Origin of the sequence: Arthrobacter crystallopoietes BAB-32, assembly GCF_000328305.2 — a bacterium.
GTDB lineage: Bacteria > Actinomycetota > Actinomycetes > Actinomycetales > Micrococcaceae > Crystallibacter > Crystallibacter crystallopoietes_A.
Map to the genome: position 1 here is coordinate 1 of NZ_ANPE02000061.1, position 24,531 is coordinate 24,531.

23 protein-coding genes are annotated in these 24,531 nt (G+C 66.4%); 8 read left to right on the forward strand and 15 right to left on the reverse strand.

Annotation, left to right across the window (positions count from 1 at the left end; translation table 11 throughout):
- The 5 genes from D477_RS02265 to D477_RS02285 form a co-directional block, all read right to left on the reverse strand.
- A partial coding sequence (locus tag D477_RS02265; RefSeq protein WP_005266873.1) for an ABC transporter permease occupies positions 1–854 on the reverse strand: 854 nt, incomplete at its 3' end.
- Positions 847–1,899: an ABC transporter permease gene (locus D477_RS02270; protein ID WP_005266876.1), complete on the reverse strand. Its 1,053-nt coding sequence runs from the start codon at positions 1,897–1,899 to the stop codon at positions 847–849. The genes D477_RS02265 and D477_RS02270, both read right to left, overlap by 8 nt.
- A complete protein-coding gene (locus D477_RS02275; RefSeq protein ID WP_005266878.1) occupies positions 1,896–3,314 on the reverse strand; it encodes an amidase in 1,419 nt (472 codons plus the stop codon). The genes D477_RS02270 and D477_RS02275 overlap by 4 nt, the downstream gene beginning before the upstream one ends.
- Before the next feature lie 71 nt (positions 3,315–3,385).
- On the reverse strand, positions 3,386–4,969 hold the full coding sequence (locus D477_RS02280) for an ABC transporter substrate-binding protein (RefSeq protein WP_005266880.1): 1,584 nt from the start codon (positions 4,967–4,969) through the stop codon (positions 3,386–3,388).
- Between the two features lie 64 nt (positions 4,970–5,033).
- Positions 5,034–5,528, reverse strand: coding sequence for a DUF3237 family protein (locus tag D477_RS02285; RefSeq protein ID WP_081608437.1), 495 nt, complete (start codon positions 5,526–5,528; stop codon positions 5,034–5,036).
- A gap of 199 nt (positions 5,529–5,727) precedes the next feature.
- On the opposite strand from D477_RS02285, the gene D477_RS02290 reads away from it, so the two are divergent.
- The gene (locus tag D477_RS02290; RefSeq protein ID WP_005266884.1) at positions 5,728–6,366 is read left to right on the forward strand and encodes a TetR/AcrR family transcriptional regulator; all 639 of its coding nucleotides are present in this window, start codon (positions 5,728–5,730) and stop codon (positions 6,364–6,366) included.
- Here D477_RS02290 and D477_RS02295 read toward each other — a convergent pair whose 3' ends face one another.
- Entirely contained in the window at positions 6,367–7,428 is a 1,062-nt protein-coding gene (locus D477_RS02295; RefSeq protein WP_005266886.1) for an MBL fold metallo-hydrolase, read from the reverse strand.
- A 69-nt stretch (positions 7,429–7,497) separates the two neighbouring features.
- Positions 7,498–8,511, reverse strand: a complete 1,014-nt coding sequence (locus D477_RS02300; protein WP_005266888.1) for an alpha/beta hydrolase — start codon at positions 8,509–8,511, stop codon at positions 7,498–7,500.
- A 150-nt stretch (positions 8,512–8,661) separates the two neighbouring features.
- Between D477_RS02300 and D477_RS02305 the strand changes: the two genes are divergently transcribed.
- Together D477_RS02305 and D477_RS02310 are read left to right on the forward strand one after the other, a co-directional pair.
- Complete coding sequence (locus D477_RS02305) at positions 8,662–9,777, forward strand: NAD(P)-dependent alcohol dehydrogenase (RefSeq protein ID WP_005266890.1); 1,116 nt, start codon at positions 8,662–8,664, stop codon at positions 9,775–9,777.
- A 56-nt stretch (positions 9,778–9,833) separates the two neighbouring features.
- Positions 9,834–11,291 (forward strand): benzaldehyde dehydrogenase, encoded by a 1,458-nt coding sequence (locus D477_RS02310; protein ID WP_005266893.1) that lies wholly within the window; start codon positions 9,834–9,836, stop codon positions 11,289–11,291.
- A gap of 89 nt (positions 11,292–11,380) precedes the next feature.
- Here D477_RS02310 and D477_RS02315 read toward each other — a convergent pair whose 3' ends face one another.
- Entirely contained in the window at positions 11,381–12,508 is a 1,128-nt protein-coding gene (locus tag D477_RS02315) for a YkvI family membrane protein (RefSeq protein ID WP_005266894.1), read from the reverse strand.
- Positions 12,509–12,857: 349 nt separating this feature from the next.
- On the opposite strand from D477_RS02315, the gene D477_RS22140 reads away from it, so the two are divergent.
- Positions 12,858–13,211: a hypothetical protein gene (locus D477_RS22140; RefSeq protein ID WP_150109954.1), complete on the forward strand. Its 354-nt coding sequence runs from the start codon at positions 12,858–12,860 to the stop codon at positions 13,209–13,211.
- Between the two features lie 70 nt (positions 13,212–13,281).
- Here the strand turns inward: D477_RS22140 and D477_RS23495 are convergent, their stop codons facing one another.
- From D477_RS23495 to D477_RS23625, 3 genes are all read right to left on the reverse strand, one after another.
- Positions 13,282–13,416 carry a hypothetical protein gene (locus D477_RS23495; protein WP_272943807.1) on the reverse strand — a complete coding sequence of 45 codons (135 nt, stop codon included), beginning with the start codon at positions 13,414–13,416 and terminating at the stop codon, positions 13,282–13,284.
- Between the two features lie 122 nt (positions 13,417–13,538).
- Positions 13,539–14,762, reverse strand: a complete 1,224-nt coding sequence (locus tag D477_RS02320; protein WP_424579994.1) for a metallophosphoesterase family protein — start codon at positions 14,760–14,762, stop codon at positions 13,539–13,541.
- Positions 14,666–15,229, reverse strand: a complete 564-nt coding sequence (locus D477_RS23625; protein WP_337587536.1) for a hypothetical protein — start codon at positions 15,227–15,229, stop codon at positions 14,666–14,668. The genes D477_RS02320 and D477_RS23625 overlap by 97 nt, the downstream gene beginning before the upstream one ends.
- A gap of 235 nt (positions 15,230–15,464) precedes the next feature.
- Here D477_RS23625 and D477_RS02325 point away from each other — a divergent pair, with 235 nt between their 5' ends.
- From D477_RS02325 to D477_RS02335, 3 genes are all read left to right on the forward strand, one after another.
- Positions 15,465–16,691, forward strand: coding sequence for a M20 family metallopeptidase (locus tag D477_RS02325; RefSeq protein ID WP_005266898.1), 1,227 nt, complete (start codon positions 15,465–15,467; stop codon positions 16,689–16,691).
- A gap of 12 nt (positions 16,692–16,703) precedes the next feature.
- On the forward strand, positions 16,704–18,233 hold the full coding sequence (locus D477_RS02330; RefSeq protein ID WP_005266899.1) for an MFS transporter: 1,530 nt from the start codon (positions 16,704–16,706) through the stop codon (positions 18,231–18,233).
- A gap of 110 nt (positions 18,234–18,343) precedes the next feature.
- The gene (locus D477_RS02335; RefSeq protein ID WP_237740675.1) at positions 18,344–18,646 is read left to right on the forward strand and encodes a type II toxin-antitoxin system Phd/YefM family antitoxin; all 303 of its coding nucleotides are present in this window, start codon (positions 18,344–18,346) and stop codon (positions 18,644–18,646) included.
- Positions 18,647–18,848: 202 nt separating this feature from the next.
- On the opposite strand, the gene D477_RS02340 is transcribed toward D477_RS02335, so the two are convergent.
- The 4 genes from D477_RS02340 to D477_RS20975 all read right to left on the reverse strand — a co-directional run bounded on the left by D477_RS02340 (position 18,849) and on the right by D477_RS20975 (position 22,305).
- Positions 18,849–20,318, reverse strand: a complete 1,470-nt coding sequence (locus D477_RS02340; protein ID WP_190273504.1) for a zinc ribbon domain-containing protein — start codon at positions 20,316–20,318, stop codon at positions 18,849–18,851.
- A 32-nt stretch (positions 20,319–20,350) separates the two neighbouring features.
- Positions 20,351–20,632 carry a hypothetical protein gene (locus D477_RS02345; RefSeq protein ID WP_005266905.1) on the reverse strand — a complete coding sequence of 94 codons (282 nt, stop codon included), beginning with the start codon at positions 20,630–20,632 and terminating at the stop codon, positions 20,351–20,353.
- Positions 20,633–20,759: 127 nt separating this feature from the next.
- Positions 20,760–21,572, reverse strand: coding sequence for a TM2 domain-containing protein (locus tag D477_RS22955; RefSeq protein ID WP_005266907.1), 813 nt, complete (start codon positions 21,570–21,572; stop codon positions 20,760–20,762).
- A 43-nt stretch (positions 21,573–21,615) separates the two neighbouring features.
- Positions 21,616–22,305, reverse strand: coding sequence for a hypothetical protein (locus tag D477_RS20975; RefSeq protein ID WP_005266909.1), 690 nt, complete (start codon positions 22,303–22,305; stop codon positions 21,616–21,618).
- 260 nt (positions 22,306–22,565) lie between these two features.
- Between D477_RS20975 and D477_RS02365 the strand changes: the two genes are divergently transcribed.
- Positions 22,566–24,531: hypothetical protein (locus D477_RS02365; protein WP_005266913.1), on the forward strand; the 1,966-nt coding region annotated here is incomplete at its 3' end.

Here is a 24,531-nt window from a genome sequence, read left to right on the forward strand (position 1 = left end):
CGGCGTCGCCCGCGGAGGAAACGCCGCCCGCCCCGCGGATCCGCCGCAGAGGCGAGCCCGTCACCAATCAGCATGGCCCCGAGGCCGGCGATCACCAGCATGATCGACGGCGCCACCACCTGCAGCGGCTGCGAGTAAATGGACACCAGGCCCTCATTGAGCAGCCGGCCGAAGTCGTACTCGGGGCTCTGCACGCCGAGCCCCACGAAGGACAGCGACGAGATTTCCAGCAGCGACAGCGCAAACGTCGACGTGGCCATGACCAGGATCGGTTCGGCCATGTTCGGCAGCAGATGGCGCGTGATGAGCAGCGGAGCGGGAACCCCGAGCAGGCGCGCCGTCCCGACGAAGTTGCGGTGCGAGACCGACGCTGCAAGGTTGGCTGTCAGGCGGGCGAAACCCGGGATACCGGCGAGACCAATGGCAATGACCGCCGTCGTACTTCCCGGTCCCAGGATGGCCGCGATGATCAGGGCGAAGATCAGCGACGGGTAGGCGACGGCCGCCTCGATCAGGCGCAGGGCGGCCTCGCGGATGCGCCGCGGGGCCAGCCACACTGCGGAGCCGACTGCCAGGCCGCCGATGACCGAAACGGCCGTGGCTGCGACGGACATCACCAGCGTCAGCCGTGCGGCAACCAGGGAGCGGGCCAGGATGTCCCGGCCGAAGTCGTCCGTGCCCAGCCAGTGCGCGGCGCTCGGACCCTGGCGCGAATCGGCACTGAGCGTGTCGGCGGCGCCTGTGAGGAAGAACGGAGCGAGGATGCCGGTCAGGACCAGCGCCCCCGTGAGGAAGAGCCCGAGGATGAGTCCGGCGCTCCAGCGGAACCGGCGGGTATTCACAATTTCAGCCATGGGACTTTGCTCCGAGCGTGCGCGGGTCGATGATGCCGAGGACGACGTCGACCAGGAGGTTGAGCAGCGTGGCGATCAGCCCGACGACCAGGATGATGCCCTGGATCAGCGGATAGTCGCGGTAGATGATGGCCTGGATGATCTCGCTGCCGAGGCCTGGGTAGTTGAAGACGGTTTCGATGATGATCGCGCCCCCGAGCAGGCTGGCCAGGATCAGGCCGGTCAGGGTCAGCGTGCTGGTCAGCAGGTTCGGCAGGGCGTGCCGCAGGTAGAGCCGCACCGGCGGGATCCGGCGTCCGCGGGCCGTGCGCATGTAGTCCTGCTCCAGCACGGCGCCAGTTTCCTGCCGCACCACCCTCGCGACGGCGCAGGTGGGCCCGATGGCCAGCGCCAGCGTCGGCAGCACGAGGGCGGACAGTGAGTCCGCCCCGCCGGCCGGGAAGATGGGCAGCATGATGGCGAACACCACCACCAGCAGCGTGGCCGTGACATAGCCCGGCAGCGATGCGAGGAAGCCGGCGACATTGCCGAACGCCAGATCCAGCCAGCGGCGGCGGCCGCCTCGCGAGAGCACGCCCACGGCCATGCCGGCTGGTACGGCAACGAGCAGCACCACTGCGATCGCCATGAAGGCCAGCTGCGCGGTGTAGGGCAGCTTGGTCGCCACAATGTCGGCGACCGCGTCGTTGAAGCGGAAGCTGTTGCCGAGATCGAAGCGGGCCAGCCCGGCCACGTAGTCGAGGAACCGGACCGGCAGCGGATCGTCCAGGCCCATCTGCGCGCGCAGCCGGGCGAGGGTCTCCGGCGAGGCGTCAGTGCCGGCGATGGCGCGCGCCGGATCGCCCGGGATCAGCGGCACCATCATGAAGGTCACGACCACCAGCAGGAACAGGGACAGCAGCAGTCCGCCGGCGCGGCGCAGGGCGAAGTTCATCCAGACGTTGGAGGACCAGCGGGGGCCCGCTTTCCGGACCGGCTCCCCCGGATGCGCGCTTCCCGAGGCTGTGCCGCCCGCCGGCTCCAGAAGGCGTGGATTGACTGTCATGGCCTGGCTCCGCTGAGCGCCGGCGCAAGCTGCTCCTGCCAGCGGAAGTGCGCCTCGGCCTGCGCCGCGAGCGCGACCAGCCGGCCTTCTCCGAAGGGAGCGCCGACCAGCTGCGCGCCGACCGGAAGGCCGGTGCTGGCTGCGTGGACCGGGAGGCTGATGGCCGGCAGGCCCGCCATATTGCAGAAGGACGTGAAGGAAATCATCCGTAGTTCCGTGAGCCGCGGGCCCGCCGGGTCCAAGTTCGCCTCATCCAGGACGACGCCGACGGGCGGCGTGGTGGTGGCCATGGTCGGGGTGAGCAGGACGTCGAAATCGCGCCCCCACTGGGCGACGATGCGGCGGGATTCGATCTGCAGGAGGGCTGCGGCCTGCGCATACAGGCCGGCGTGGAAGCCTTCGGCCTGTTGGATCCGGTGGGCGATGTACGGGTCCACCTTGGAGACGTCATCGAACGGCGTGGCCCAGACAGAAGCACTGACGATCACCTGGAACGCGTCGATCGCCTCGCGCGAGAAGAGCAGCGGCGAGACATCGAATACCTCGTGCCCGGCGGCCTCAAGGGCGCCGGCCAGCCGGCGGGCGGCCTCGATGCATTCGGGGTCCACCGGCAGGCCCGTGGGAGCCTGCAGCAGGACGCCGATCCTGGTCTTGCGCGGGTCGCGGCCGGCCTCCACCGCGAACGGCCTTTCCGGGGCGGGAGCGGAATACCAGGCCAGCGGGTCCGCTTCGCTCATAACATCGAGAACGGCTGCTGCATCGGCAACGGTGCGGGTGATCGCGCCTTCAACAGTCGAATGCTCCCACGCAAGGACTTCCTGCGGGACCCGACCCCGGCTGGGTTTCAGCCCGACGAGGCCGCAGGCTGAGGAGGGCACGCGGATGGAACCTCCGCCGTCGGACGCATGTGCTACCGGTGCCATACCGGCCGCGACCGCTGCTGCAGCGCCGCCGCTGGAACCGCCCGGCGTGTAATCGGGGTTCCAGGGGTTGCGGGTCTTACCGTGGCGCTGGTTCTCGGCCACAGTCAGCGGCCCGAGCTCGGGCGAATTGGTGCGGCCCATCAGCAGGAATCCGGCATCCTGCAGTTTGCGGACGCTCAGGCTGGTGGTGCTGCGCGGTGTCGCATCGATGGCCAGGGACGAGTGTGTGTTGGGCTGGCCCGCGACGTCCGAGAGGTCCTTGATGGGAATCGGAACACCGTGGAAGGGAGCGAGCGGTCCGCCGGCGAGCAGTGCGCGTTCGGCTTCCCGTGCGGCGGCGCGGACCTCGTCGTCGTTACGCCAAACGATGGCGTTGATCAATGGATTGGCTTCGTCAATCCGCGCGAGGTAGGCGTCGACGACTTCGACGGGACTGATTTCACGACGGCGGATCGCACCTGCGAGCGAGGTGGCCGAGTCAAAGAGGTCCATGTGTACTCCTGGTATGTCTGGGATAAAGGGGAGGCAGGCAGGCGCCGGGCAGCGGTCCGGCGCCTGCGGGACTACTTGGTGATGCGGTAGTGCTGGTCGTCGAGCGCTCCGCCGAGGGAAACGACCGAGAACCCATCGGCAGCGACCATGAGCCGCGGGTCGTTGGCGAGCGGAATGGCGTCCGCGTTGGCGATGATCGAGTTCATCGCATCCTGCAGCGCCGCACACCGGGACGCCTCGTCCGGGGCCGCCCGGAACTCCGCCAGGGCGCCGGCGGCTTCCGTGTTGCCGATGGCACCGATGTTGCCGCCGCCTTCCTCGATCGCCGGTCCCACCATGGAATTCAGCGGGTTGGACATGGTTCCCATGAAGTTCAGGTCGGCGTAGACAGTGAGGTCCCAGCCGCTCGGTTCACCAAACACCGTGCCGATCCAGCCTCCGACGTCGAGGTTCTCCAGAGTGACCTCGGCGCCGGCAGCGCGCAGCTGTTCCTGCACATAGACGTTGCCTGAGCCTTGCGGGCCGAGGATTTGGGCGCCGACCATGCGGATCTTCACGCCGTCCAGCGCCGATTTGGCGGCCGCCGCGTCGACGTTGATCACCGGCGACTGCTCCGGGGACGAGCACTTGGTTCCGTTGGCCACGAGCTGCGTGGTCACTTGGCCGTGTCCGTTGGATGTGATGTTCTCGAAAGCCGCACGGTCGAGCACCTGGGCGACGGCCTTGCGCTTCGCCGGATCCGTGAACGGGCTGCCCTTGCGCTGGTTGAACAAGACGTAGAAGTCGGAGAACGCCTCGTTCGTCACGGTGTACTTGTCGTTGCCCTCGAAGCGGGGGAGGCTGTTCGCGTTGACGAAGCCGGTGTCCAGCTGGCCGGCGAGCAATTGATTGGCAGTGGCGTTCTTGTCAGCGATGACGTTGTACACAATCGTTGCGGGTACCTGGCCCGGCAATTCGTCGGCATACTGGGGCCAAGCGTCGTAGTCGTCCCGCAGGCTGTAGGTATAGCGCACCCCGTGTTCCTTGCCGGAGAGCAGGTACGGACCGGATTCCGCTCCCTTCGCTGTTCCCGCAGCCAGTGCCTCCGGGTCTTCCAGCCCGGCGGGACAGATAATTCCCGTTGCCGCCATCGAAAGTCCGGTCAACATGTCTGGCCACGGTTCGGCAAGGTTGATGGCCACGGTGCCTGCCGCGTCGTCGGCCGTGATGTCGGGAGTGCCTGCCACGCCAAAGACCTGCGGCGCCGCAGCCGAACCCGTCTCCGGGGATGCCAGATAGTCCAGGGAATCCTTCACCACGGATGCGGTGATGGCAGTTCCATCGGAGCAGGTTGCGCCTTGGCGCAAGGTGAGCACGGCTCCGTCAGCCGTGGCTTCCCAGGATTCCGCCAGTCCCCCGACCAGCGAGTTGCCCTCGTCCTTCCGCAGCAGGGTGTCAAAACTCATGCGCGCGGTCAGGAAGTCGGGCAGCGAGAGGCCCTTGGCCGGATCGAGCGTCGCGGGCAGGTCGATTGTCGCGCGGACCGTGTCCGTCGAGACCGCGCCGGCCTCCGCCGCGGCGGAGCCGCCCGCCGATGGACTCGACGTTGTGCAGGCGGTCAGCAGCAGGCCGGCCACGGACAAGGCGCCCAAGGTGGGAAGAAATGAACGGTTCATCGTGATCCTTTGCTGGTGCAGGAGATGTGCTGGGTAGGAGGTGTTACTGGTCGATCCACGACGTTCAGGCGGGGTGGCCGGGAACGATGACTTCGAAGACGTCAATGGAGGTCGCGCCGTCGCCGGCCACGGCATGTCCCACGAAGACGGAGTGCGTGAGCCAGGCCAGAGCAGGGTGGGTGGTGCGGAAGACGGGCGTCGTCATGAAGTACTCGCCGCCACGGCCAGGTGTGTGGGCACCTTCCCCAGGACGCGTCAGGATGCCGGTGTTGACGACGTCCACATAGGCGCCTTCCGTGGTGCGGATGCCGTAACGGGCCTCAACGCGGTATGTCCCGGCCGATTTGATCAGGCACCAGTCGCCGCCACTTCCGATGACACTGCCCTCCAGATCGCCGGCTACGGTGCCTCCGGTAATGGGGATGAAGCCGAGTTCGCCGGCTGCCGTCTCGTCGAGAGAAACGCTCGGCGCGACTTCCGCGACGATGCTGAAGCGGAACTTCAAGCCAGGAACAGCGTCGGTAATTGCCCTCTGAGAGCTCGATGTGATCTGAGTCATGCCAGTACTATGCTGCTAGTGAACGATATAGTCAACGTTATTCACTTATATTTTTCTTGGTTACCACAGCGCTGCCAGAGCCGATGGAGTCAGATACGGTGGAGTGGCACCGGAGATAGGAGAGGCGCAGATGGGCGAGTCAGCAGAGGCTCCTGCGCGAGCGAAAAAGAAGGCGCGGCCTCGTCTGGGACGCGGAACCTTGACGCGTGAGATCATTGTCGACGCTGCGCTGCGGATCCTCGACGAGGGCCAGGTCAATGCCCTGACGTTTGCCCGGCTGGGCAAGGAACTCGGGGCTTCCCCGACGGCGATGTACCGGCATTTCTCAAGCCGCGACCAGATCGTGACGGCGGTGGCGGACGAGCTCATCCGGCTCTCCATCGAAGGTTATGAACCCGCCGCATCATGGATGGACTCGCTACGCGACCTGGCCTACCGCGCATGGCGCACCTTCGCCGAACACCATGCCGCTGCCATGCACACCTTCTACCGGGTGACGCTCGGACCGAACGAGATCCGGGTCGTGGACGCCATTCTGGAAGCCATCCACGATGCCGGCTGGCGGGGCCGGGATGCGGTCTTCAACTACCAGATGTATGCCAATATGGTCCTCGCCCTCAGCGGCCGGAACGCCGCCATGCTGACGGCAGCGGCTGAAGCCGGAATGGAGCCCGGAGGTTTCTGGGTGCAGGAATACCGGCCGGCGCATCCAGAAGAGTTCCCCTACGTCACCGAACTGCGGGACGAACTTCAGATCCGTGACGGGTTCGCCGTCTTCCAAGGCCAGATCGAAGCGCTGTTGATGGCAATGAAAGCCACGCTACCGAGCTCTGCCTGATCACCTTCGCTGCCCTGCCTGCAGCGCCACCACCTCCGGCGCAGAGGGCAAACCGGAAACGCCGGCGTGGAGTCCCGACGTCGAGAGGTACTGGATGTGCGCGGCGGTTTCGCTCAGCGCCATGCGGAGCTGGAAGCCTGCCAGCGAGTCCCAGCCGCGGGACCAGCCGATATTTCGCGCGACGGTGTAGACGGTGGGGTCCTGTTGGGACACGAGCGCGGCGAGGACCTCGTCGAGCCGCTCGGCGGAATGCGCGCGCAGGGCACGGGCGCGCGCCGCGATGCCCTTGAACCGGTACTCGTGGGCGGGCAGCACCTCGTGGTCCTCGGCCTCCACGGTGCGTTCCAGCGACTCGAGGTAACTGCGCAGCGGGTCGGGATGCCCGGACTCGGCGAGTGAGACATTCGGGGTAATCCGGGGCAGGATATGGTCGCCGCTCAGCACCAGCCGTGCGGCGTCGTCCCACAGCATCAGGTGTCCGGGCGTGTGCCCCGGTGTGGCCTCCGTCCGCAGGATGCGGCCGCCCACCCGCAGCTGGTCGCCGCCGTCGAAAACACGGTCAACGGCAGCGGCGTGGCGGATCCGTTGGAAGGCCTCCAGGGACAGCTGTACCTCCGGCAGCCGCTCCTCCGGTACGCCCCACGAGCGGTACAACTGCCGGTCGGCTTCCTGCTCCGCCGCCGGCTCTCCATGGGCTGTGAGCGCATCGCGGTCCAGCCGCCCCACACCCACCCACGTGGCGGCGGCGTCGGCCAGCCGGCGTGCCATGCCCAGGTGGTCGGCATGGTAATGCGTGGCGAAGACTCCGGTGACACCGGCGATGCCCGGACCGATGCGCTCCAGTGCGTCCGCCAGCTGGTCGTAGCCCTCATCGGAGTCGAAGCCGGGATCGACGACCAGGCAGTCGCCGCCGTCGACCATCACGTAGCAGAGTGTGTAGCGCATGGGATTGCGGGGAAAGACGATCGGAACGGACCAGAGTCCGCCGTCCAGCTGCTCGACGGGCGGCAGCCGCTTCTCGATCCATGCCTGCCGCTGGAGGGTGCCGGTGATCTCGACCATGCAGGCGACGCTACCGCGTCCGGTGGCATCCGCTGGCATCCGAGTCGACTATTGTGACGCCCGCCCGTGTCAGGCTGTCCGGCCGCGGAGGAACTCCACACTGAGCTCCAGCACGCGGCGCGACGCTTCCAGCTCCAGGTTGAACTGGTACTGGTGTCCCAGCCCCGCGTCGGTCTCCGGGAAGAACTCCTCTACCACCGAGCCCTTCGCTTTCAGCGCCGTCACCAGCCCCAGCGAGTGCGGCAGCAGCGGGTCGGCGTTGCCCGCGGAGACGAAGGCCGGCGGGAACTTGCCGTCCACGTGCCGGGCGACGGAGGCCAGGGCGACGTACGGGCGCTCCAGGTAGTCCTTGGCCCCGGTGTAGGACCACAGCACGGTCCGCAGGTAGTGCCGGTTCCCGCCGTGGTCCGCACCGGCCAGCGAGAGGTCGTAGGCCCCGCAGTGCAGCAGCACGGCCCGCAGCCGGTCCGGCGTGATGGGCGAGGCGATGCCGAGTTTGCGGGCATAGTCCGGATCGGAAATTACCAGCGCCAGCTGCGCCGCGATCTGCGCGCCGGCAGAATCCCCGGCCAGCACGAGCCGCTCCGTGTCGATGTGCAGCCGGTCGGCATTGTGCGTGAGGTAGCGCAGCGCCGCCGCACTTTGGCGGACGGGCGCCGGGTAGCGGCGGACATGGGCCAGCGAGTAATCGACACCCACGGTGGTAAATCCATAGGAGGCCAGGATCCGGAGGTAATTGCCGACGTCGTTCTTGTTCCCGGAGATCCAGCCCCCGCCGTGGATCCAGACGATCGTCGGCAGGCGCAGGCCGTCCGCCGCCTTCTCCGGGAAGAAGACGTCCAGATAGGTGTGGGCGTGATGGCTGAGGTACTGCTGGTCGAGCACCTCGCTGATCCCCTCCGGCACATGGCGGGCCATGGCGCGGGAAGTGCGCCGTCCGTCGCGTTCGGACAGCACCCGCAGCAGGACCGCCAGCGGACGCGGGCTGAAGCGCAGCCAGACAAGCAGGCCGCCGGCAAGGGCCGCCAGGAAAGCCGCCGCACCGGCTGCGGCTGCCTGTGCGGGGCGGAAACTGACCTGCATGGCGGCCTCCTGATCTGCCCCGTGAACTAATGGTGGAGCAGCGCCTGCTGCGGGGCAAGCTTGGCGGGCCGCCATTTTTTGGGCTGCCCATCGCCGCCGATGGTTGGCATACTGGATGACGCATCCACAATCGGCAATGAGGAGCATGGCTTGAAGATCAATGCGCTGGTAGTCGAGGAAAAGGACGCCCCGTTCGTCCGCGAAGAGCTGGAACTGGACGCGCCCGGGCCGGGCGAGGTCCTGGTGAAGGTCGCCGCCGTCGGGCTTTGCCATACCGATTTGATCACCCAGGCCGGCGACATGCCGCTGCCACTGCCCGGGGTGTTGGGGCATGAGGGCTCCGGTGTGGTGGAGGCTGTGGGCGACGGCGTGACCAACGTGGCAGTGGGCGACCATGTCATCATGGGCTGGCCATACTGCGGCGAGTGCAAAAACTGCCTGCGCGGCGAGCACCGGTACTGCCTGCGCCTGGGCGAAGCGCTGGTCAGCGGTGCGCGCTTCAAGGGGCCGGACGCCGGCAAGTCGGCCTATACCCGGGCCGACGGCAGCACGATTTCCGGCCACTTCTTCGGCCAGTCCTCGTTCGCGGACTACTCGCTGGCGCTGGCCTCATCGCTGGTGAAGGTGGATGCAGACATTCCGCTGGAACTGGTCGGACCGCTGGCCTGCGGCATCACCACTGGCGCCGGCGCCGTCTTCAATACTGCCAAGCCGGAGCCTGGCCAATCGCTGGTGGTGTACGGAGCCGGCGCTGTCGGGCTGGCCGCCGTCATGGCCGCGAAGAACACGCCGGCCGCGACCATCATCGCCATCGACCTGCACGATTCGCGGCTGGAACTGGCGCGCGAATTCGGCGCCACCCACACCATCAACTCCGGCAAGACCAACGCCCTCGAGGAGATCCAGCGGATCTGCGGCGGGCCGGCGGACTACGTGCTGGAATGCACCGGCAACATCAAGGTGCTCGAAGAGGCCGCCGAGGCGGTCGGCATGCTGGGCACCCTGATCCTGATCGGAGGCGCGCCGGCGGAGGCCCGGTTCTCCGTTGACCACCTGCGCACGCTCTGGGGCAAGCGGATCATCGGCACGCTCGGCGGCTCCACCACTTCCCAGCAGCTCATCCCGGGCCTGATCGCGCTCTACAAGGCCGGACGCTTCCCCTTCGACAAGCTGGTGAAATACTACGGCTTCGACCAGATCGACCAGGCCGTCGCGGATTCGACCTCCGGCGGCACCATCAAGGCCGTGCTGAAGGCCGCCGACTAAGCTCCAGGCCGCCGCCCCGCGGCCGGCAAGCCAAGCAACTACTGAAAGGACGGGCTATGTCCCTGCTTGAAACCTCCCTGTGGGAGGGCAAAATCTATGTGAACGGTTGGCGCGAGGGCGGCAACGGTGCCGCGGACAGCATCGAACCGGCGACCGGCGACGTGCTGGGGCGCTATGGCGTGGCCTCGGTCGAGGATGTGCAGGAAGCCGCCGCAGCGGCTGCCGCGGCCCAGAAGGAATGGGCCGCCCGCAAGCCGGAGGAACGCGCCGCCGTGCTCCGCCGCGCCGGCCAGCTCTGGGAAGAACACGCCGAGGAAGTCCAGTCCTGGCTCGTGCGCGAGTCCGGCGGCATCGGCCCCAAGGCCGGCCTGGAAACCCATATCGCCGCCAACGAATGCTACGAAGCCTCGGCCCTGCCGTCGCTGCCGGCCGGCGACGTGCTCACCACGAACGAAAACCGCTGGTCCTTCGCCCGCCGCCGCCCGGTCGGCGTCGTCTCCGTGATCGCGCCGTTCAACTTCCCGCTGATCCTCTCCATCCGCGCCGTCGCCCCGGCACTGGCGCTCGGCAACGCCGTGCTGCTCAAGCCAGACCCCCGCACCGCGGTCTGCGGCGGCGTCACCCTGATGCGCATCTTCGAAGAAGCCGGCCTGCCCGCCGGGCTGCTCTCGCTGCTGCCCGGCGGAGCCGACATCGGCGCCGCCGTCGTCGAAGCCCCCGAGGTCCGGGTCATCGCCTTCACCGGTTCCACCGCAGCCGGCCGCAAAATCGGCGAATCCGCCGCCCGCAACCTCAAGCGCGTGCACCTGGAACTCGGCGGCAACAACGCCATGATCGTCCTGCCCGGCGCCGACCTGGCCAAGGCCGCCTCCGCCGCCGCGTTCGGCTCCTTCATGCACCAGGGCCAGATCTGCATGACCACCGGCCGGCACATCGTCCACGAAGACATCTACGAGGACTACGTCGCCGCCCTGGCCGAAAAAGCGAACAACCTGCCCGTCGGCGACCCCAAGACCGGCACCGTGGCCATCGGCCCGATCATCGACGAGCACCAGCTCAAGCGCATCGACTCGATCGTCCAGGACGCCGTCTCCGCCGGCGCCCGGCTCGCCGCCGGCGGCACCAACAACGGCCCCTTCTACCAGCCCACCGTGCTGGCGGACCTCGACCCGGCCAACACCGCGTGGAAGGACGAGATCTTCGGCCCCGTCGCCCCGGTCACCAAGTTCTCCACGATCGACGAAGCCGTGGACCTGGCCAACAACAACGAATACGGCCTCTCCCTGTCCATCCTCGGCGACGTCGGCCTCGCCATGCAGATCGCCGACCGCGTCGACTCCGGCAAGGTCCACATCAACGAACAAACCGTCTCCGACGAAGCCAACTCCCCCTTCGGCGGCACCAAGAACTCCGGCAACGGTTCCCGCATCGGCGGCCACCAGGCGAACATGGAGTCCTTCACCGAACTCCAGTGGCTCACCGTCCGCCCCGACATCGCGAAGTATCCCTTCTAACCACGACGGGTAATAACGACGGCGGTGCGGTGCGGCTCCCGGCCGCACCGCACCTCTGCGTCATTTCGCCCTGGGCTGTCCGCCAGCGGTCAGAGCGCCTGGCGCCGGACCAGGCGCATCCCGGTCTTGGCTAGCATCAGGACCAGCAGCAGGATGCCCACGTACCCGTTGATCACGTACACGATGTTGACCATCTGGGAGAACGGCAGGACCAGCCCGATGACTGTTCCGACGACGGCGAGCCCGATGGTCAGGTACTTGAAGCGGGGCGTCTTGTCGGCGCAGAACCGGGAGGATACGGTCCACAGCAGCGGTACCGCGGTGGTGTAGATGCCGGCCAGGATCATCACGGAGATGCCTGAGGCGAGCACGGTATTCACATCCTTGGCCAGAACAAGCATCGGAATCTCGGTACCGCCGACCCGCGTGATGTTCGCGAGCAGGCCCAGACCGACAACGATGCAGGCCACCGAGAAGGCGATCGATCCGACCATGGCGCCGGACGCCGCTTCCTTGCGGCTGCGCGACGTCTTGCCGAGCGCGGTGAGGAACGCCGCCAGCCACAGCATGCAGAAGCCGACATAGGACAGGCCGGACATGAACCAGTTCGTGGAGGCCTGGGTCAGCTCCAGCGTGGGCAGCAGGGCGTTGCCCTCGGCGATCCCGCCGGGATTGCGGATCACGCCGACGAAACCGAGGGCGATCGCGATCACGACGATCAGCGGCCCAATCTTGCCGATGACATCGACCAGGCTCTTCAGTCCGAACCAGACGCTGATGCCGACGGCCGCGGCGAGCCCGATGCCGCCGATGTACTTCGACGTTCCGTAGTGCTCCTCGAAGACGGCGCCGGCACCGGCGACCATCACCGTGAAGCTCAGGAAGACGAAGAGGATGGAGAAGAAGTCGAAGAACGTTCCGAGGTGCTTGCCGCAGTAGTAGTGGAAGATCAGCGACGGACGCTCAAACTTCTTCGCCTGGCCAACCAGGAAGAACTCGACGGCGACGTAGGTCATGAGGACCAGGACCAGCAGGCCGGTGCCGAAGACGCCCCAGTACCCGTACGAGGTGAAGTACTGCAGGATCTCCTGGCCGGTGGCGAAGCCGGAACCGATGAGGAACGCGACGATCGCTCCGGCGTAGGTGAGAACGCGCAGGACGCTCGTCTTTTCGACGGTGCCGAGGTGAGCTTTGGTGGGAGTCGTGTGAGCTGCCATATCTGCTTTCCAGAGGTGATATATCACTGCCATCGGCACGATAGGGCTGTCAGTGTGACTTGGTCAACATCGGGAGAATAAAAGAGCTCGAACACTTGGTTTTCGAGGGTAACGAGCGTCACAAATGCGTAATAAGGTTTAACCAGCAGGGATGCGGAACTCGCCGGCCTGCTTCCGGCGAATTCTAAGTGACTAGGCCCAGAAGGGGGCTCCATCCACTGGCCAATCGTGCAAACGATGCGTAGGCTTGCTTGCTCGAGGGTGGGTCAACAGACTTTCCCTACGCCGAGGCCATTCTTTCGCTTAGCGACCGTTAGTTTCGCTTCCCAACCCCGGCAAGGCGGCACTCATGCAGCCCTTTAACTCTCTACCCCTGTCCATCGCGGACTTGGACTCAACCGTCTACTGCGAACCTCCCATTAGCCAGATTTCTACTGGTATCACCCCATCGTCCTCATCCCCGGACGCAGACCAATGGCAGCAGCACCTGGTCGCTACCCTCGCCGCCCGTTCCGCCGAAGTGGAATCTGCGGAATGGACATTGGACCAAAGCGTCTGGGTTCGCAATGAGCAGATCGTTGCTGCGCTCAGCGCAGGCGTGCCACCAGAAGACATTTCAGCGGCCAGTGGCCTGGCTGTATCGGAACTGGAGCGAATCGTCGAGGCCCAGGCACCAGCAGGGAGGGACCGGATCGCTAGCTGAGCATCTCTCTGCGAGCACTAAAACAGCCCTGGTAAATCCATGAAGTACCGGGGCTTTTAGCTGGGCTGCATCAGGTCCGTCCGGGCGGAAGCGGTCCCGGCACGACGGCCAGCCAGCGGCGGGCCGCGGCGATGAGCATCAGGACCAGCAGGACCATCAGGATCCCGTCGGCGGCGATGTAGAAGTAGTGCTCAACAACGTTCATGGCCGTGAACACCAGCCGTCCGATGCCCAGGCCCAGCGGGATCGTGATGCCGGACGCTTGGAACTTCAGCGGCGCCCGAGGTTCCGTGCCGCTGGAACCTGAGGCGCCGCCGTCGTAATTTCCTACTTGGCCAGCGGATTGGGGATGGTGACCGAACGGACCACCGAGTTGACGTCATTGGTGCCGCCGGCGCCGGCGACGCCGAAGTCGCGGCCCTCGATGACCAGCCGGTCCTCGTAGACGTCCACGGTCAGGCCGCGGTTGATGTTCCGCGTGACGATCTCGCTGATGCCGGCGGTGTCCTCCCCGCGCGCATCCCACTCGACTTGGATGGCGCCGGTGTTGACCGCCCAGAAGCCGTCAGGGTGGCCGCCGTCGGTGCGGCGCTGCGTGGCCCAGTCGCCCAGTTCGAACGGGTAGTGCGTGTGCCCGTTGAGCATCACAGCGTTCGGGTAGTCGCCCAGAATGCCGGTCAGCTGGTCGTTGTGCTCGTAGTGGTTGTGGTACCACGGGATCCACGAGGCGGATGCGGTGTCGCCGAGCGGGAAGTGGGAGATGACCAGGACCTGCTTGCCCTGCTTGGTCCAGTGGGCCAGGCGCTCCTTCAGCCAGTCGATCTGCTCGGCGGACATCGGAACCTCCGGCGGACGCTGGCTCTCCTGGCCGAGGACCAGGACCGGCACTTCGCCGCCGGCGCCTTCCAGCACGTACTCGTCCCAGACACGGTCCCGTTCGGCGAAGGACAGGAAGCGGTCGCGCAGCACCTCCCACGGCTCACCGGTGTAGCTTTCATGGTTGCCGATCGCTGCCGCGACAGTGCCCGGAAGGATTCCCTCGGCGTCATTCATGACCTTGTCGATTTCGGCCCACTGCGCTTCGCTGCCGGTCGCCACGATGTCGCCGACCATCAGCAGGCCGGCGGCATCCGGCCGGACTTCGTTGACGTCGGAAAAGGCGTGGGCCAGGTCTCCGGGCTCGCCTTGGATGTCGCTGACTACCCACGCGCTGGTCGGCTCCTCGGCCGTTTCGGGCAGCGCCTGCCGGACGGACACCGAGTCGATCGCCCAGTACCAGCTGTTCGCCTCGGCCTGGAAGTTCCAGCGGAAGACGGCCTTCTTGGCGCCCGCCGGCACATCGACGGCGATGGTCTCATTGGCGTTGAGGACCGAACCGTCATAGTTGTCCTCCACGGAGCTGCTGTCGTAGCGCAGGATCTCTGTCTGCTCGCCGGATCCGTCGAATTCAACCGTCACGGAGGCAGACTGGCCGGCCCAGCCGCGGTAGTGCGAATCGAAGCTGAGCTCGATGGCGGACTCGCCGGCAACCTTGATCTCCTCGGAGGACAGCGTGGTCCGGAAGTCGTGCGGGGCATTGCCGCGGTCGGCGAACTCGTCGGAATCGGCCACGGCCATGATGTGTCCGCCCGGGCGAAGCGGTAGCGCATCTGGTCCTCGGCGTCGGTCCAGAAATCGCGGGTGGTGAAGGACCAGCCGCGCCACTCGTCCACGCCGATGCCCGCCATGGACTCGTCGTTCTCCACGCTCCAGCCCTTGGGGGCCGAATGCGTGAAGCCCACGGTTCCGTCCGTGATCCCGGGATCGCTGGAGCGTGCCTGCAGGTCCTTGGCCAGGTCATTGAAGCTCTGGCGGTAGAGGACGCCGTCGCTCGGCCGGGTGTTGACCGGATCGGCCTTGTGGACGCCGGAGTTGGGTGAAGCGGTCGCGACGGAAGTGGCGCCGACCGCCAGCGGAACGACGACGGCGAGGGCCAGTGCGCTGCCGAGCGCACGCCGGCGTGACTTGGGAGAAAGCATTGGGGGTGCCTTTCATGCGAGTGGAGTGACCTTCTGAAGCTAGGCAGCGCTGCCGAACCGGAGGGTACGGCTGGGGTAAGCCGGGGTGAACTGGAGCCGAAAGTCCCGCCGCCGGGTTGGAATTGTCGGCCAACCCGTGGACGCGCTCCGGACCGATGCCTACGTTGGGAGGGACAAGCCGTGCTTCCGGACGCCGCGACCGCCGCCGCCGCCTGGGCATGGGGAAGGGCAGATCATGACGAACGCGAAGACGGTCCTGGGCGCGCTGGAGCAGGAACTCGTCTGGCAGCGGGAACTGTACAAGGATCTGCACCGGAACCCGGAGCTGAGCATGAAGGAGCACCGAACCGCCGGCATTGTGGAGGAGAAGCTGGCGGACTTCGGCTACGAGGTTCAGCGGATCGGCGGGACCGGCGTGGTTGGCGTGCTGGCCAACGGGCCCGGCAGCACCGTGCTGGCCCGGGCGGACATCGACGCTCTCCCGGTCAACGAGGACACCGGGCTCGACTATGCCTCCTCCGTCCACGGCGTCATGCATGCCTGCGGCCACGACATGCACGCCGCGTCCCTGCTCGGCGCCGCGAAGCTGCTGGCCGACAACAAGGACGCCTGGTCGGGCACCTATATCGCGCTGTTCCAGCCGGGCGAGGAAACGGCGGCCGGCGCGCAGGCGATGGTCGACGACGGTTTGGTCGACAAGGTGCCGCGCCCCGACGTCGCACTCGCCCAGCACGTGCTGACCCAGGCAGCCGGTACCATCGGGACCACGGCGGGGCCGGTCCTGTCGGCCGGCGACTCACTCAAGGTCACCGTGCACGGCCGCGGCGCCCACGGCTCCATGCCGCACCTCTCGGTCGACCCGGTGGTGCTGGCGGCCTCGATCGTGCTGCGGCTGCAGACGGTCGTCTCGCGTGAAACGCAACCCGGCCAATTCGCCGTCGTTACCGTCGGGGCATCCAACGCCGGCACCAAGTCGAACATCATCCCGGACCGCGCGGAATTGCTGCTGAACCTGCGCACCTACGACACAGCGCTGCGCGAGCGGATCATGGCCGCCATCGAGCGGATTGTCCGGGGCGAATGCGAGGCTGCCGGCTCGCCCCGGGAGCCCGAGTTCGAGTACTACGACCAGTTCCCGTTGACCAATAACGACGCCGGGACTTCCGAGCGCGTGACCGGTGCCTTCACCGACCATTTCGGCAGCGACGCGGTTTTCCGCCTCGCGCCCGTCACCGCCTCGGAGGACTTCAGCCGGATTCCCGATGCCTTCGGCGTGCCCTACACCTACTGGGCCGTCGGCTCGGTCCCGCCGGAGGTGTACCGGCAGGCCGTCGAGAAAGGCACCGTCCTGAAGGACATTCCCGCCAACCACTCGCCGTTCTTTGCGCCGGCCATCGATCCGACGCTGGGGATGGCCACCCAGGCCCACGTCGTGGCCGCCCTCGCCTACCTGTCCAAGTAAGGAGCGTCCCACGTGGCAAGTTCAGCGCCGGCCGGAACCAGGACCGGCTGGAAACCGACCGACAAGTGGCTGCTGGGCATCGTCCTGGCCGTCATCAACTTCTGGCTCTTCGCCCAGACCCTGCTCAACGTTATCCCCGGCATCCAAGGGGAACTTGGCGTGGAGCGCACCATGGCGAACCTGGCCGTCTCGATCACCTCGCTGTTCTCCGGCATCTTCATTGTTGTCGCCGGCGGCCTGGCGGACCGGCTCGGCCGGGTCAAGATCATGTACGCCGGCATCTATTTGAGCATCCTGGGGTCGCTGCTGATCGCCCTGACCCCGGAGAACCTCGGCGGGCTGACCTCGGCCATGCTGCTCGGCGGGCGCATCGTCCAAGGCCTGTCGGCCGCCTGCATCATGCCGTCGACGATGGCTCTGGTGAAGGCCTACTACGAAGGCAAGGACCGGCAGCGCGCGCTCTCCTTCTGGTCCATCGGCTCCTGGGGCGGCTCCGGCTTCTGCGCGCTCTTCGGCGGGCTGATGGCCACATCGTTCCTCGGCTGGCGCTCCATCTTCTGGATCTCGATCATCCTGTCCGTGCTCGCGCTCTTCCTGCTCAAGGGCACGCCCGAATCACGGGCCGAACGGGACCCGGCCACCGCGAACCAGCCCTTCGACTGGTCCGGCCTCATCTTCTTCATCGTCATGCTCGTCGCGATCAACGTCTACATCTCGCAGGGCCCGAACATCGGCTGGCTCAGCTGGACGGGGCTGGCCCTGGTGGCGGTCTTCATCGTGGCCGGCCTGGTTTTCCTGCAGATCGAGACCCGGAAGCGCAATGCCTTCGTGAACCTGAAGCTGTTCGGCAACGGCACCTTCACCGGCGCCACCCTTTCCAACTTCCTGCTCAACGGCGCCGCCGGCACGCTGATTGTCTCGCTCGGCCTCGTACAGATCGCCGCCGGGATGAGCTCCCTGCAGTCCGGCCTGCTCACCCTCGGCTACCTCGTCGCGATTCTCGCCACCATCCGCGTGGGCGAGAAACTGCTGCAGCGCTTCGGCCCCAAGAAGCCCATGCTCTGGGGCAGCATGATCACCGGCGTCGGCATCCTGATGTGTTCGCTGACGTTCCTGCACATCGGCGAATACATCGTGCTCACGGTCATCGGCTTCACCCTGTTCGGCGTCGGCCTCGGCTTCTACGCGACACCGTCCACCGACGCAGCCCTCTCCAACGTCCCCGACGCCCAGGTCGGCGCCGCCTCCGGCATCTACAAGATGGCCTCCTCGCTGGGCAACGCGATCGGCGTCGCCATCTCCGCCGCGCTCTATGTCGCAGGCCAGGCCGTGGACCCCGAGCTCATCCAGTCCTGGGGCCTCTTCATCGGCCGCCAGGACAACGTCGCCCTGCGCTTCGGCGGCGCCATCGGCCTGCTCTTCAACGTCCTCATGGTCGTCATCGCCATCGCCTCGATCATCCTCACGGTGCCCTCGGAGCGGAAGCGCGAGGAAGCCGCACGCCGGCCGGACGAGGTCGCTCCCCCGCCCATCGGCAACTGACCGGCGCAGACGTCGCCGCCATCCGGCCCTTGGCCCGTTCCAAGGGCGCGGTAATTCTCCACAGGTACGACGGCGGAGGGTGGCCTGCCATTTTGGCTCTTCCAGCGCTTATGTACATTTCAGCTACCTTGCCGGAAATTGAAGGCATGACTGAAATGAGTGTGAGCGTCGCTCGTAGTCGACTGTCTGAGGCCATCGATACCGCCCGGATGAGCCATGAGCCGGTCTATCTGCTCCGGCGCAGACGCCGTGTAGCGGCGCTGATCGATGCAGATGACTTGGCCGAGCTGATCGAGGCGGCGGAAGATCTCGAGGATTTACGGGCGGCCGAAGCCGCGCGGCAGGAAATGGCGGACTCCGGTGAGTCACCTGTTCCCTGGGAGGAAGTCAAAGCCGAGCTGGGCCTGGCGTGACGTATGCCGTAGTCGTAGCGCCGGCTGCAGTGCGGCAACTGTTCCCGATTCCTTGTCTACAGCTACCCTGCCGCGGGCAGCTACTCGAATCGGGTGATTCGCACTTGGTTGACATCCGCCTAAGCGGCTCACAACTCAAGCCATGGTGGGACAGTGCTCCACCGCTGGCAGTGACCTTCTGCTACGTTCGGCACAATGGCCTTCAGTAGCGCGACAAAATAACTTCCCGGACCTGCTTGGGTGTCATGGAAAGCGTGATGTGCGGGTCTGCCGCGCGGTCCTCGATCGAACCGGCGGCGTCCATGTCGTCGTGGTACTTGACCCTGAACTCCGGGCAGCTGCCCTCGGTACAGTAAACAGACCCGTTGGTGCGCTTGCCCAAGTGGCCGCACCTTCGAACCTGTTGCGACGTGTACGCAGGATTGACATGGATAACAGAAGAACCTCTTCTGCGTGCCGCGGCGTCCAGGGCCTCGGCAACGATTGATCTCATCCATCCGGAGTTCAGCCGGTTCTGCTTCCGGCTCCGGTCGTATGAGAAGTTCTGGGAAAACTTTTCGGCAGCGATGCAGTTCGTGACCGCGGCGATCTCGTGTACGGCGCGGAAGATCAGGTCCCGGACCCGTGCCCGGTGCCGGCTTCGGGCCGCGGTTTGGCGCCCGGTACTGAGGTTGTGCGCGTAGATGTTGTCGGCCTTGCGGGTCAGGCGTCGTGCCTTCTCCGGGTTCCCGGCCCGGCGGGCAACCTCCGCCTGCTTACGCAGGGCCTTGGCTTGCTCGCGCAGTTTGCTGCGGCTGGCTCGCTTCCCCTTGGTCTTGGCGTCATGCTCCTCGCAGAGCTGTCCGAGGCCGTGACCGTAGACGGTGCCGTGGGAGTCAATGAACGCCTCAGTGCGTCCTGCATCGATCCCGAGAATACGGTACGGCTTGTTGGTGGTCGCGCGATCGACCGGCGCAGCCGGTGCCTTAGCGGAAAGCGACTCGCGTTCCGCCCTACGCGTGTGCGTTGATACCTTCCTGCCGGGCTCCGGGATGGCGTCCCCGGCGCAGGCGTGGAATTCGTCGAACCCGGTGTGGATTTGAATGTCGTTCTCGGCGTGGAAGAAGACCTGAATTTCGCCGCATGGGGTCAGTTTCTCCGGCACGCGGCCGAAGCACAGCTTGATGCGCTGCCTGTTCGCTGCGCCCATGAGGGAAAGCCACAGGCGGCCCTCGCTGTCCCGCTTGGTGTTATAGCTCGCGCTGTCGAAGGACAGGCGCAGCTTCTGCCGGGAAGGCTTGGGTTTGGCCCGGAAAGCCTTCCGGGTATGCTTGTGCAGCCACGGGTCGCTTAGCCAGTCACCTACTTTCAGTACGGTGAACAAGCGCCGCTCTTCAGCTTTGTTCCCAGCGGCCCGGCGGAAGATTTTCCGCTTGAGCCCGTACTGCTGCTTCGCGGCCTCCTGCCACAGGCGCACCTCACGGAAGGCGGTTTCGACGTTCTGCCGCCAGATGCGCTGCTGCAGGCCATAGTGCCCCGGTGTCAGGCCCCGCTCGGTCATCACCGTCCGGAAGTCGTACATGCTGACGGCAGCCATGTCCCGCTGACGGAGAATGGACCACACGTCGGACCGCAGAGACTGCACGGCAACGGCCATTCCCTTGAGCTGATCGATTTTGGCTTGATTCGGCACCACTGAGACTTTAAATTTCCGCGTTACCCGGCTCATGAATCGAGGCCGCCGGTCTCGGCGTCACGGTTGATTCTGCTTTGGTAGCGGCGTAGTCCGTACAGCCGCGAGCTGAAGACATGGATGATGGTGGTAGCAGCTCCGCGTACCACCACCACATCTGCGATTTCCTCCAGCTGGTCGCTCACGTAGGTGGCGTCCAGATGCAGCAGATCTGAGTCCGTCCGCTGCGAGATCACGACGAGATGCTTGTCCCGGCGGGCGCAGATCCGCTCAGCAAGTTCCGCACCACTTCTTTCCCAAAGATCCACCGCCATGGTCCAGTCCCCCAATCTGTTCCAGGAGCCGCCTAAGATACAGCCCACCCGTGCTTTCAAGGTACTTCTCGGGTCTGACAGTTTTGCTGGGCAGCAGGAGCTGCCCAGCAATTCCAGTCTCTTGGAGTTACTTCATCTCCTCGATCGTCACGGTCCACGAGTCGATGTTGGCTGCCCGGACATCCAGGAAATACTCCCCCGCCGACTTGTGCACCGCCGTCTCGCCGCTTTCCGGCTTGTCCAGCATCAGCAGCGGAATGCCGCCGTCCTTGTTGAGGTCCGTCCCGGCCTCCTCAAGGTAGGCCGCCACCACCACGAAGTCCTGGCTGCCCTCGAAGCTGTAGACCAGGCGGGTTTGGCCGCCGGCCAGTTCGAAGGTCTGGCTGGCCGAGTTCGCGCTGCCTGACAGCGTTACCACCTCGGTCCACTCCTGCTCCGCTTCGACATGCTCTGCAGGGGCGGCTGGTTCAGCAGCTTCCGGCGTGCCAGCAGCTTCAGCCGCTTCCGGCTCGGCAGCCTCAGGCGCTGCTTGCTCCTGGGCCGCGCTGTCCGCCGCCACCGGAGCCGCCACCTGTCCGGCCGATCCACCCGCGGCGCCACCACTGACCCCGCTGAAGACGATCAGTACTGCCGTCACGATCCAGGCCACCACCTTGTGCTTGGCGTACCCGGCCAACGGCAGGCCTCGCTTGTCCCGCGTCTTCCCGGCCAGCACGATGATCAGGTCAACCAGCGCCCAGACGCCAAGCCCGCCAAAGGTCACGAGCTTCAGTACGCCGGTGCCGACCTTGCCCAAGTAGAACCGGTCGACGCCGAAGATGCCGAGGAACAGCGCCAGCAGCCACGTGGCGACGAAGGACTTCTGCCCCATGCCGGCGGAGGCGGGCGGAAAATACTGCGCCGGCTGCGGCGCGTGCGGGTTGGTTCCAGTGTGAGACATGATTTTCCTTTCGAGACCGGCAGGTGCCGGCCAGTGCGTGTGATTACTGCTTTTCCCAGGTGCCGCAGCGGGTCGTATTGAAGTCCTGGCCCTTGGACAGGGTGACCGTCGGCCGGCCGCCGCCCGGGATGTCGTTGGCGATGATGTCGTCGCCATTGGTGCCCGACGTGTAGATGCCCCAGTAGCAGGTGGAGCCCACGGAGTCGGTCGTCCGGTAAGTGCCGGCGGCGATGTCCACGCCGACCGTCCAGGTTCCTTCGCGGATGGTGTTCTCGGCCTTCTCCTTCTCCGCGCCGGAGACCTTCTTCTCACGCTCTGCAACAGCGGCTTCGGCTTCCTTCAGCTCGGCTTCGCCCTTTTCCAGCGCCGCCTCGCGTTCCTCGGCCTGCGTTTCGCGCTCGTCGATACCGCTGGCCATGACGTCGTAGTCGGCCTTCAGCGCGTCATAGTCGATCTGCAGGTCTTCGCGCGAGGATTCCATGGCGTCGTTGGCAGCGGCCAGGGAGGCATATTCCTCGCTCGCGGTCGGGTCGGTCAGGGCGGAGCCAATCCCAATCCCGCCGCCAAGGAGTACGACGCCGGCAATTACCAGGGCGGCAGTCCTGCCTTTTCCGGGCCGTGCGGGAGTCTTCCCGCCTTTCTGTCCGGCGGGCTGAGCGGATTCGTCCCCGCCGGTGCGGCCGGAAGCCAGGCCGGCGCGTTCAGCGGCAGGCGTTTCAATGCGTTCTGTCATCAGTCGGTCCTCTCAACGGTGCGGAATGATGGAGTGCGAGTCGGAGGCGGAGAGGCGAGGCCGTTCCCCAACATGGGCCTCGGCCTCCCCGCTGCGGACCGGTCTTTCACCCCCAGGCCAAGCCCGCTCTTCGAAGGTAGGGCCGGCGGCACCGAGGATGAGAACGAGGATCTGATAACCCGGGTTATCAGCTGGATGCAGTGCAAGGAACGTTTATCCACTACGCTGATCCTCGTACATCGACGCAAGGGGGGGAACTGATGGTGGAAACCGCCGCGCAGCTGCGCATCTCCCTTGCCGACATCGCCCTGCTCACCCAGGTCCAGCGTCCGGTCGTGAGCATGTGGCGCAGCCGCAGCAAGGGCACGGCGCATCCTTTCCCGGAACCCATAGCCAAGTCGGGAGCCCAGGAGCTCTTTGACGCCGGCCGGATCGTGGACTGGCTCGAGCTCACCGGCCGCGGCAACAACCCGAACGCCGCCGAGGACCTCGCCGCCTTCGCCGCACCGACCGGCGCCAATCCCGGCCCGCAGCGGTTCAACGCCCTGACTGCCCTCCTCACCCTGCGCTCCCTCACCGGCAGCCCGCTGGGCCAACTGGACGCGGACGATCTGCTGGACGCAGCCGACGAGCAGGACCCGGACGACGCTTTCCTTTACACCGAGCTCGGGTCACTCAATGGAGAACTGGGACCGCTCGCCAAATACACAGACCTGCTCGTCGACGCCGCCTATAGCGCCCCCGCCGCGTTCGAACGCCTTATGGCGGACCGCTTCCGCGCCGGCCTGCGCCGGGAATCCCGCACCGCGCTGACGGAAGCTGCCATCGGGCTGGTGGCCGCGACCGCCGTCGAACTCGCCGCGGAAGCGCCGGAGCCCATCTTCGCGGACGCAACGCAGGGAAGCAGCGACCTGCTGATGGGCATCGCCGGCCTTCTTGGGGAGGATCGTTCCGCGGTGCTTGCCGTGGGCAATAACGACGACGGCGCGGGGCGCCTCGCGCGGCGCAGGCTGCGGATCCACGGGGTGCACCGGGAGAACCTCCGCATCATGGATGCTGTTGTTCCCTCTGCAGGAAGCCACACCATCTGGACCGCCCAGTTCCCTTCCCCGGCGCAGCCCGAGCTGTCACCGAAGGACCTGCTCACCGCGGTCGATGACATCGTGCTGCGCATGGATGACGCCCAGCGTGCGGTCATTATCGGACCGGCCGCAGTCCTTGCCGATGCCGCGGCCAGCCGTGCGCTCGACGACATCCGCTCCGACGTCCTGCGGTCGGGCCGGGTGCGGGCCATCGTGAAGCTGCCGCAGGGCCTGGTCAAGAGCAAGCCGCGCCAGGCCCAGGCCCTCTGGGTGCTTGGCCCGGCGCACCTGGACGTCCCGATCGGCGAGCGCTGGACCATGACGGCGGACCTGAGCGGGACTGAGCTGGACGCAGCCACCGTGCAGGACCTCGTCTCCGATCTGGCCGCCGCGATGGGCAACCACGAGTTCGTCCGTGCCCACGCATTCCGCTTCGCCCGCCTGGTTCTGACGCGCGTTCTCCTTGCCAGCCGGGGCTCACTGACGCAGCCGCCAGGTACACAGCGAAGCGCGACGACGACGGGCCCCGCCAACGCTGCGGCCGACTTGGTTCGCGCGGAGCAACTCATCGCCACGCTCAACACTTCCGGCGGCGCAGTGCTGACCGCTTCCGCCGGCAACGTGCCGCCGAACACCTCCGCCTGCGCGTTGTGGCCCCTGGAGATCGAGGTCCAAGCCGTGGCCGGACAGGTGGGCGGGCAGGCGTCGGCGGTCCCTGCCCCAACCACCATTGGGAAGCTGCTGAAATCCCGCAGCCTTGTCTATCTGCCGGGCACGCGAGTCGATGAGATGGACATCGAGCACGGCTCCGTCAGGTCGGGCGGCGTCGGCGCACCGGTCTTCGGGACTCCCGAACTTCACGGACACACCGCCACCCGGGAGCGCCGGATCGACCGCCTGCTCCTGGCCGCGAAGTACCCGCACGCTCAACTGACAGAGCCGGGCGATATCGTCTTCTGCACCGGAGCAACGCCCGCAGCCGAAGTCGATGAGGAGGGATCCGCCGTCGTTACTTACCCCGCACGGGTGCTGCGGATCAACGCCCGCAACGCCCCGGACCTGCTGCCGGAACTGCTGGCCGCGGACATCAACTCCGCCCCCGCGGGAGGCTGGCGCAGCTGGCCCGCGCGCACCGTGCCCGCCG

Coding starts and splice junctions, on each gene's coding strand:
- D477_RS02280 (WP_005266880.1), bottom strand. CDS start 4,969: ATGAACCGTTCATTTCTTCCCACCTTGGGCGCCTTGTCCGTGGCCGGC.
- D477_RS02345 (WP_005266905.1), bottom strand. CDS start 20,632: ATGGCGGTGGATCTTTGGGAAAGAAGTGGTGCGGAACTTGCTGAGCGG.
- D477_RS02275 (WP_005266878.1), bottom strand. CDS start 3,314: ATGGACCTCTTTGACTCGGCCACCTCGCTCGCAGGTGCGATCCGCCGT.
- D477_RS02300 (WP_005266888.1), bottom strand. CDS start 8,511: ATGCAGGTCAGTTTCCGCCCCGCACAGGCAGCCGCAGCCGGTGCGGCG.
- D477_RS02335 (WP_237740675.1), top strand. CDS start 18,344: ATGTACATTTCAGCTACCTTGCCGGAAATTGAAGGCATGACTGAAATG.
- D477_RS02295 (WP_005266886.1), bottom strand. CDS start 7,428: ATGGTCGAGATCACCGGCACCCTCCAGCGGCAGGCATGGATCGAGAAG.
- D477_RS22140 (WP_150109954.1), top strand. CDS start 12,858: ATGCAGCCCTTTAACTCTCTACCCCTGTCCATCGCGGACTTGGACTCA.
- D477_RS23625 (WP_337587536.1), bottom strand. CDS start 15,229: ATGCTTTCTCCCAAGTCACGCCGGCGTGCGCTCGGCAGCGCACTGGCC.
- D477_RS02315 (WP_005266894.1), bottom strand. CDS start 12,508: ATGGCAGCTCACACGACTCCCACCAAAGCTCACCTCGGCACCGTCGAA.
- D477_RS22955 (WP_005266907.1), bottom strand. CDS start 21,572: ATGTCTCACACTGGAACCAACCCGCACGCGCCGCAGCCGGCGCAGTAT.
- D477_RS02270 (WP_005266876.1), bottom strand. CDS start 1,899: ATGACAGTCAATCCACGCCTTCTGGAGCCGGCGGGCGGCACAGCCTCG.
- D477_RS02310 (WP_005266893.1), top strand. CDS start 9,834: ATGTCCCTGCTTGAAACCTCCCTGTGGGAGGGCAAAATCTATGTGAAC.
- D477_RS02325 (WP_005266898.1), top strand. CDS start 15,465: ATGACGAACGCGAAGACGGTCCTGGGCGCGCTGGAGCAGGAACTCGTC.
- D477_RS02285 (WP_081608437.1), bottom strand. CDS start 5,528: ATGACTCAGATCACATCGAGCTCTCAGAGGGCAATTACCGACGCTGTT.
- D477_RS23495 (WP_272943807.1), bottom strand. CDS start 13,416: ATGAACGTTGTTGAGCACTACTTCTACATCGCCGCCGACGGGATCCTG.
- D477_RS20975 (WP_005266909.1), bottom strand. CDS start 22,305: ATGACAGAACGCATTGAAACGCCTGCCGCTGAACGCGCCGGCCTGGCT.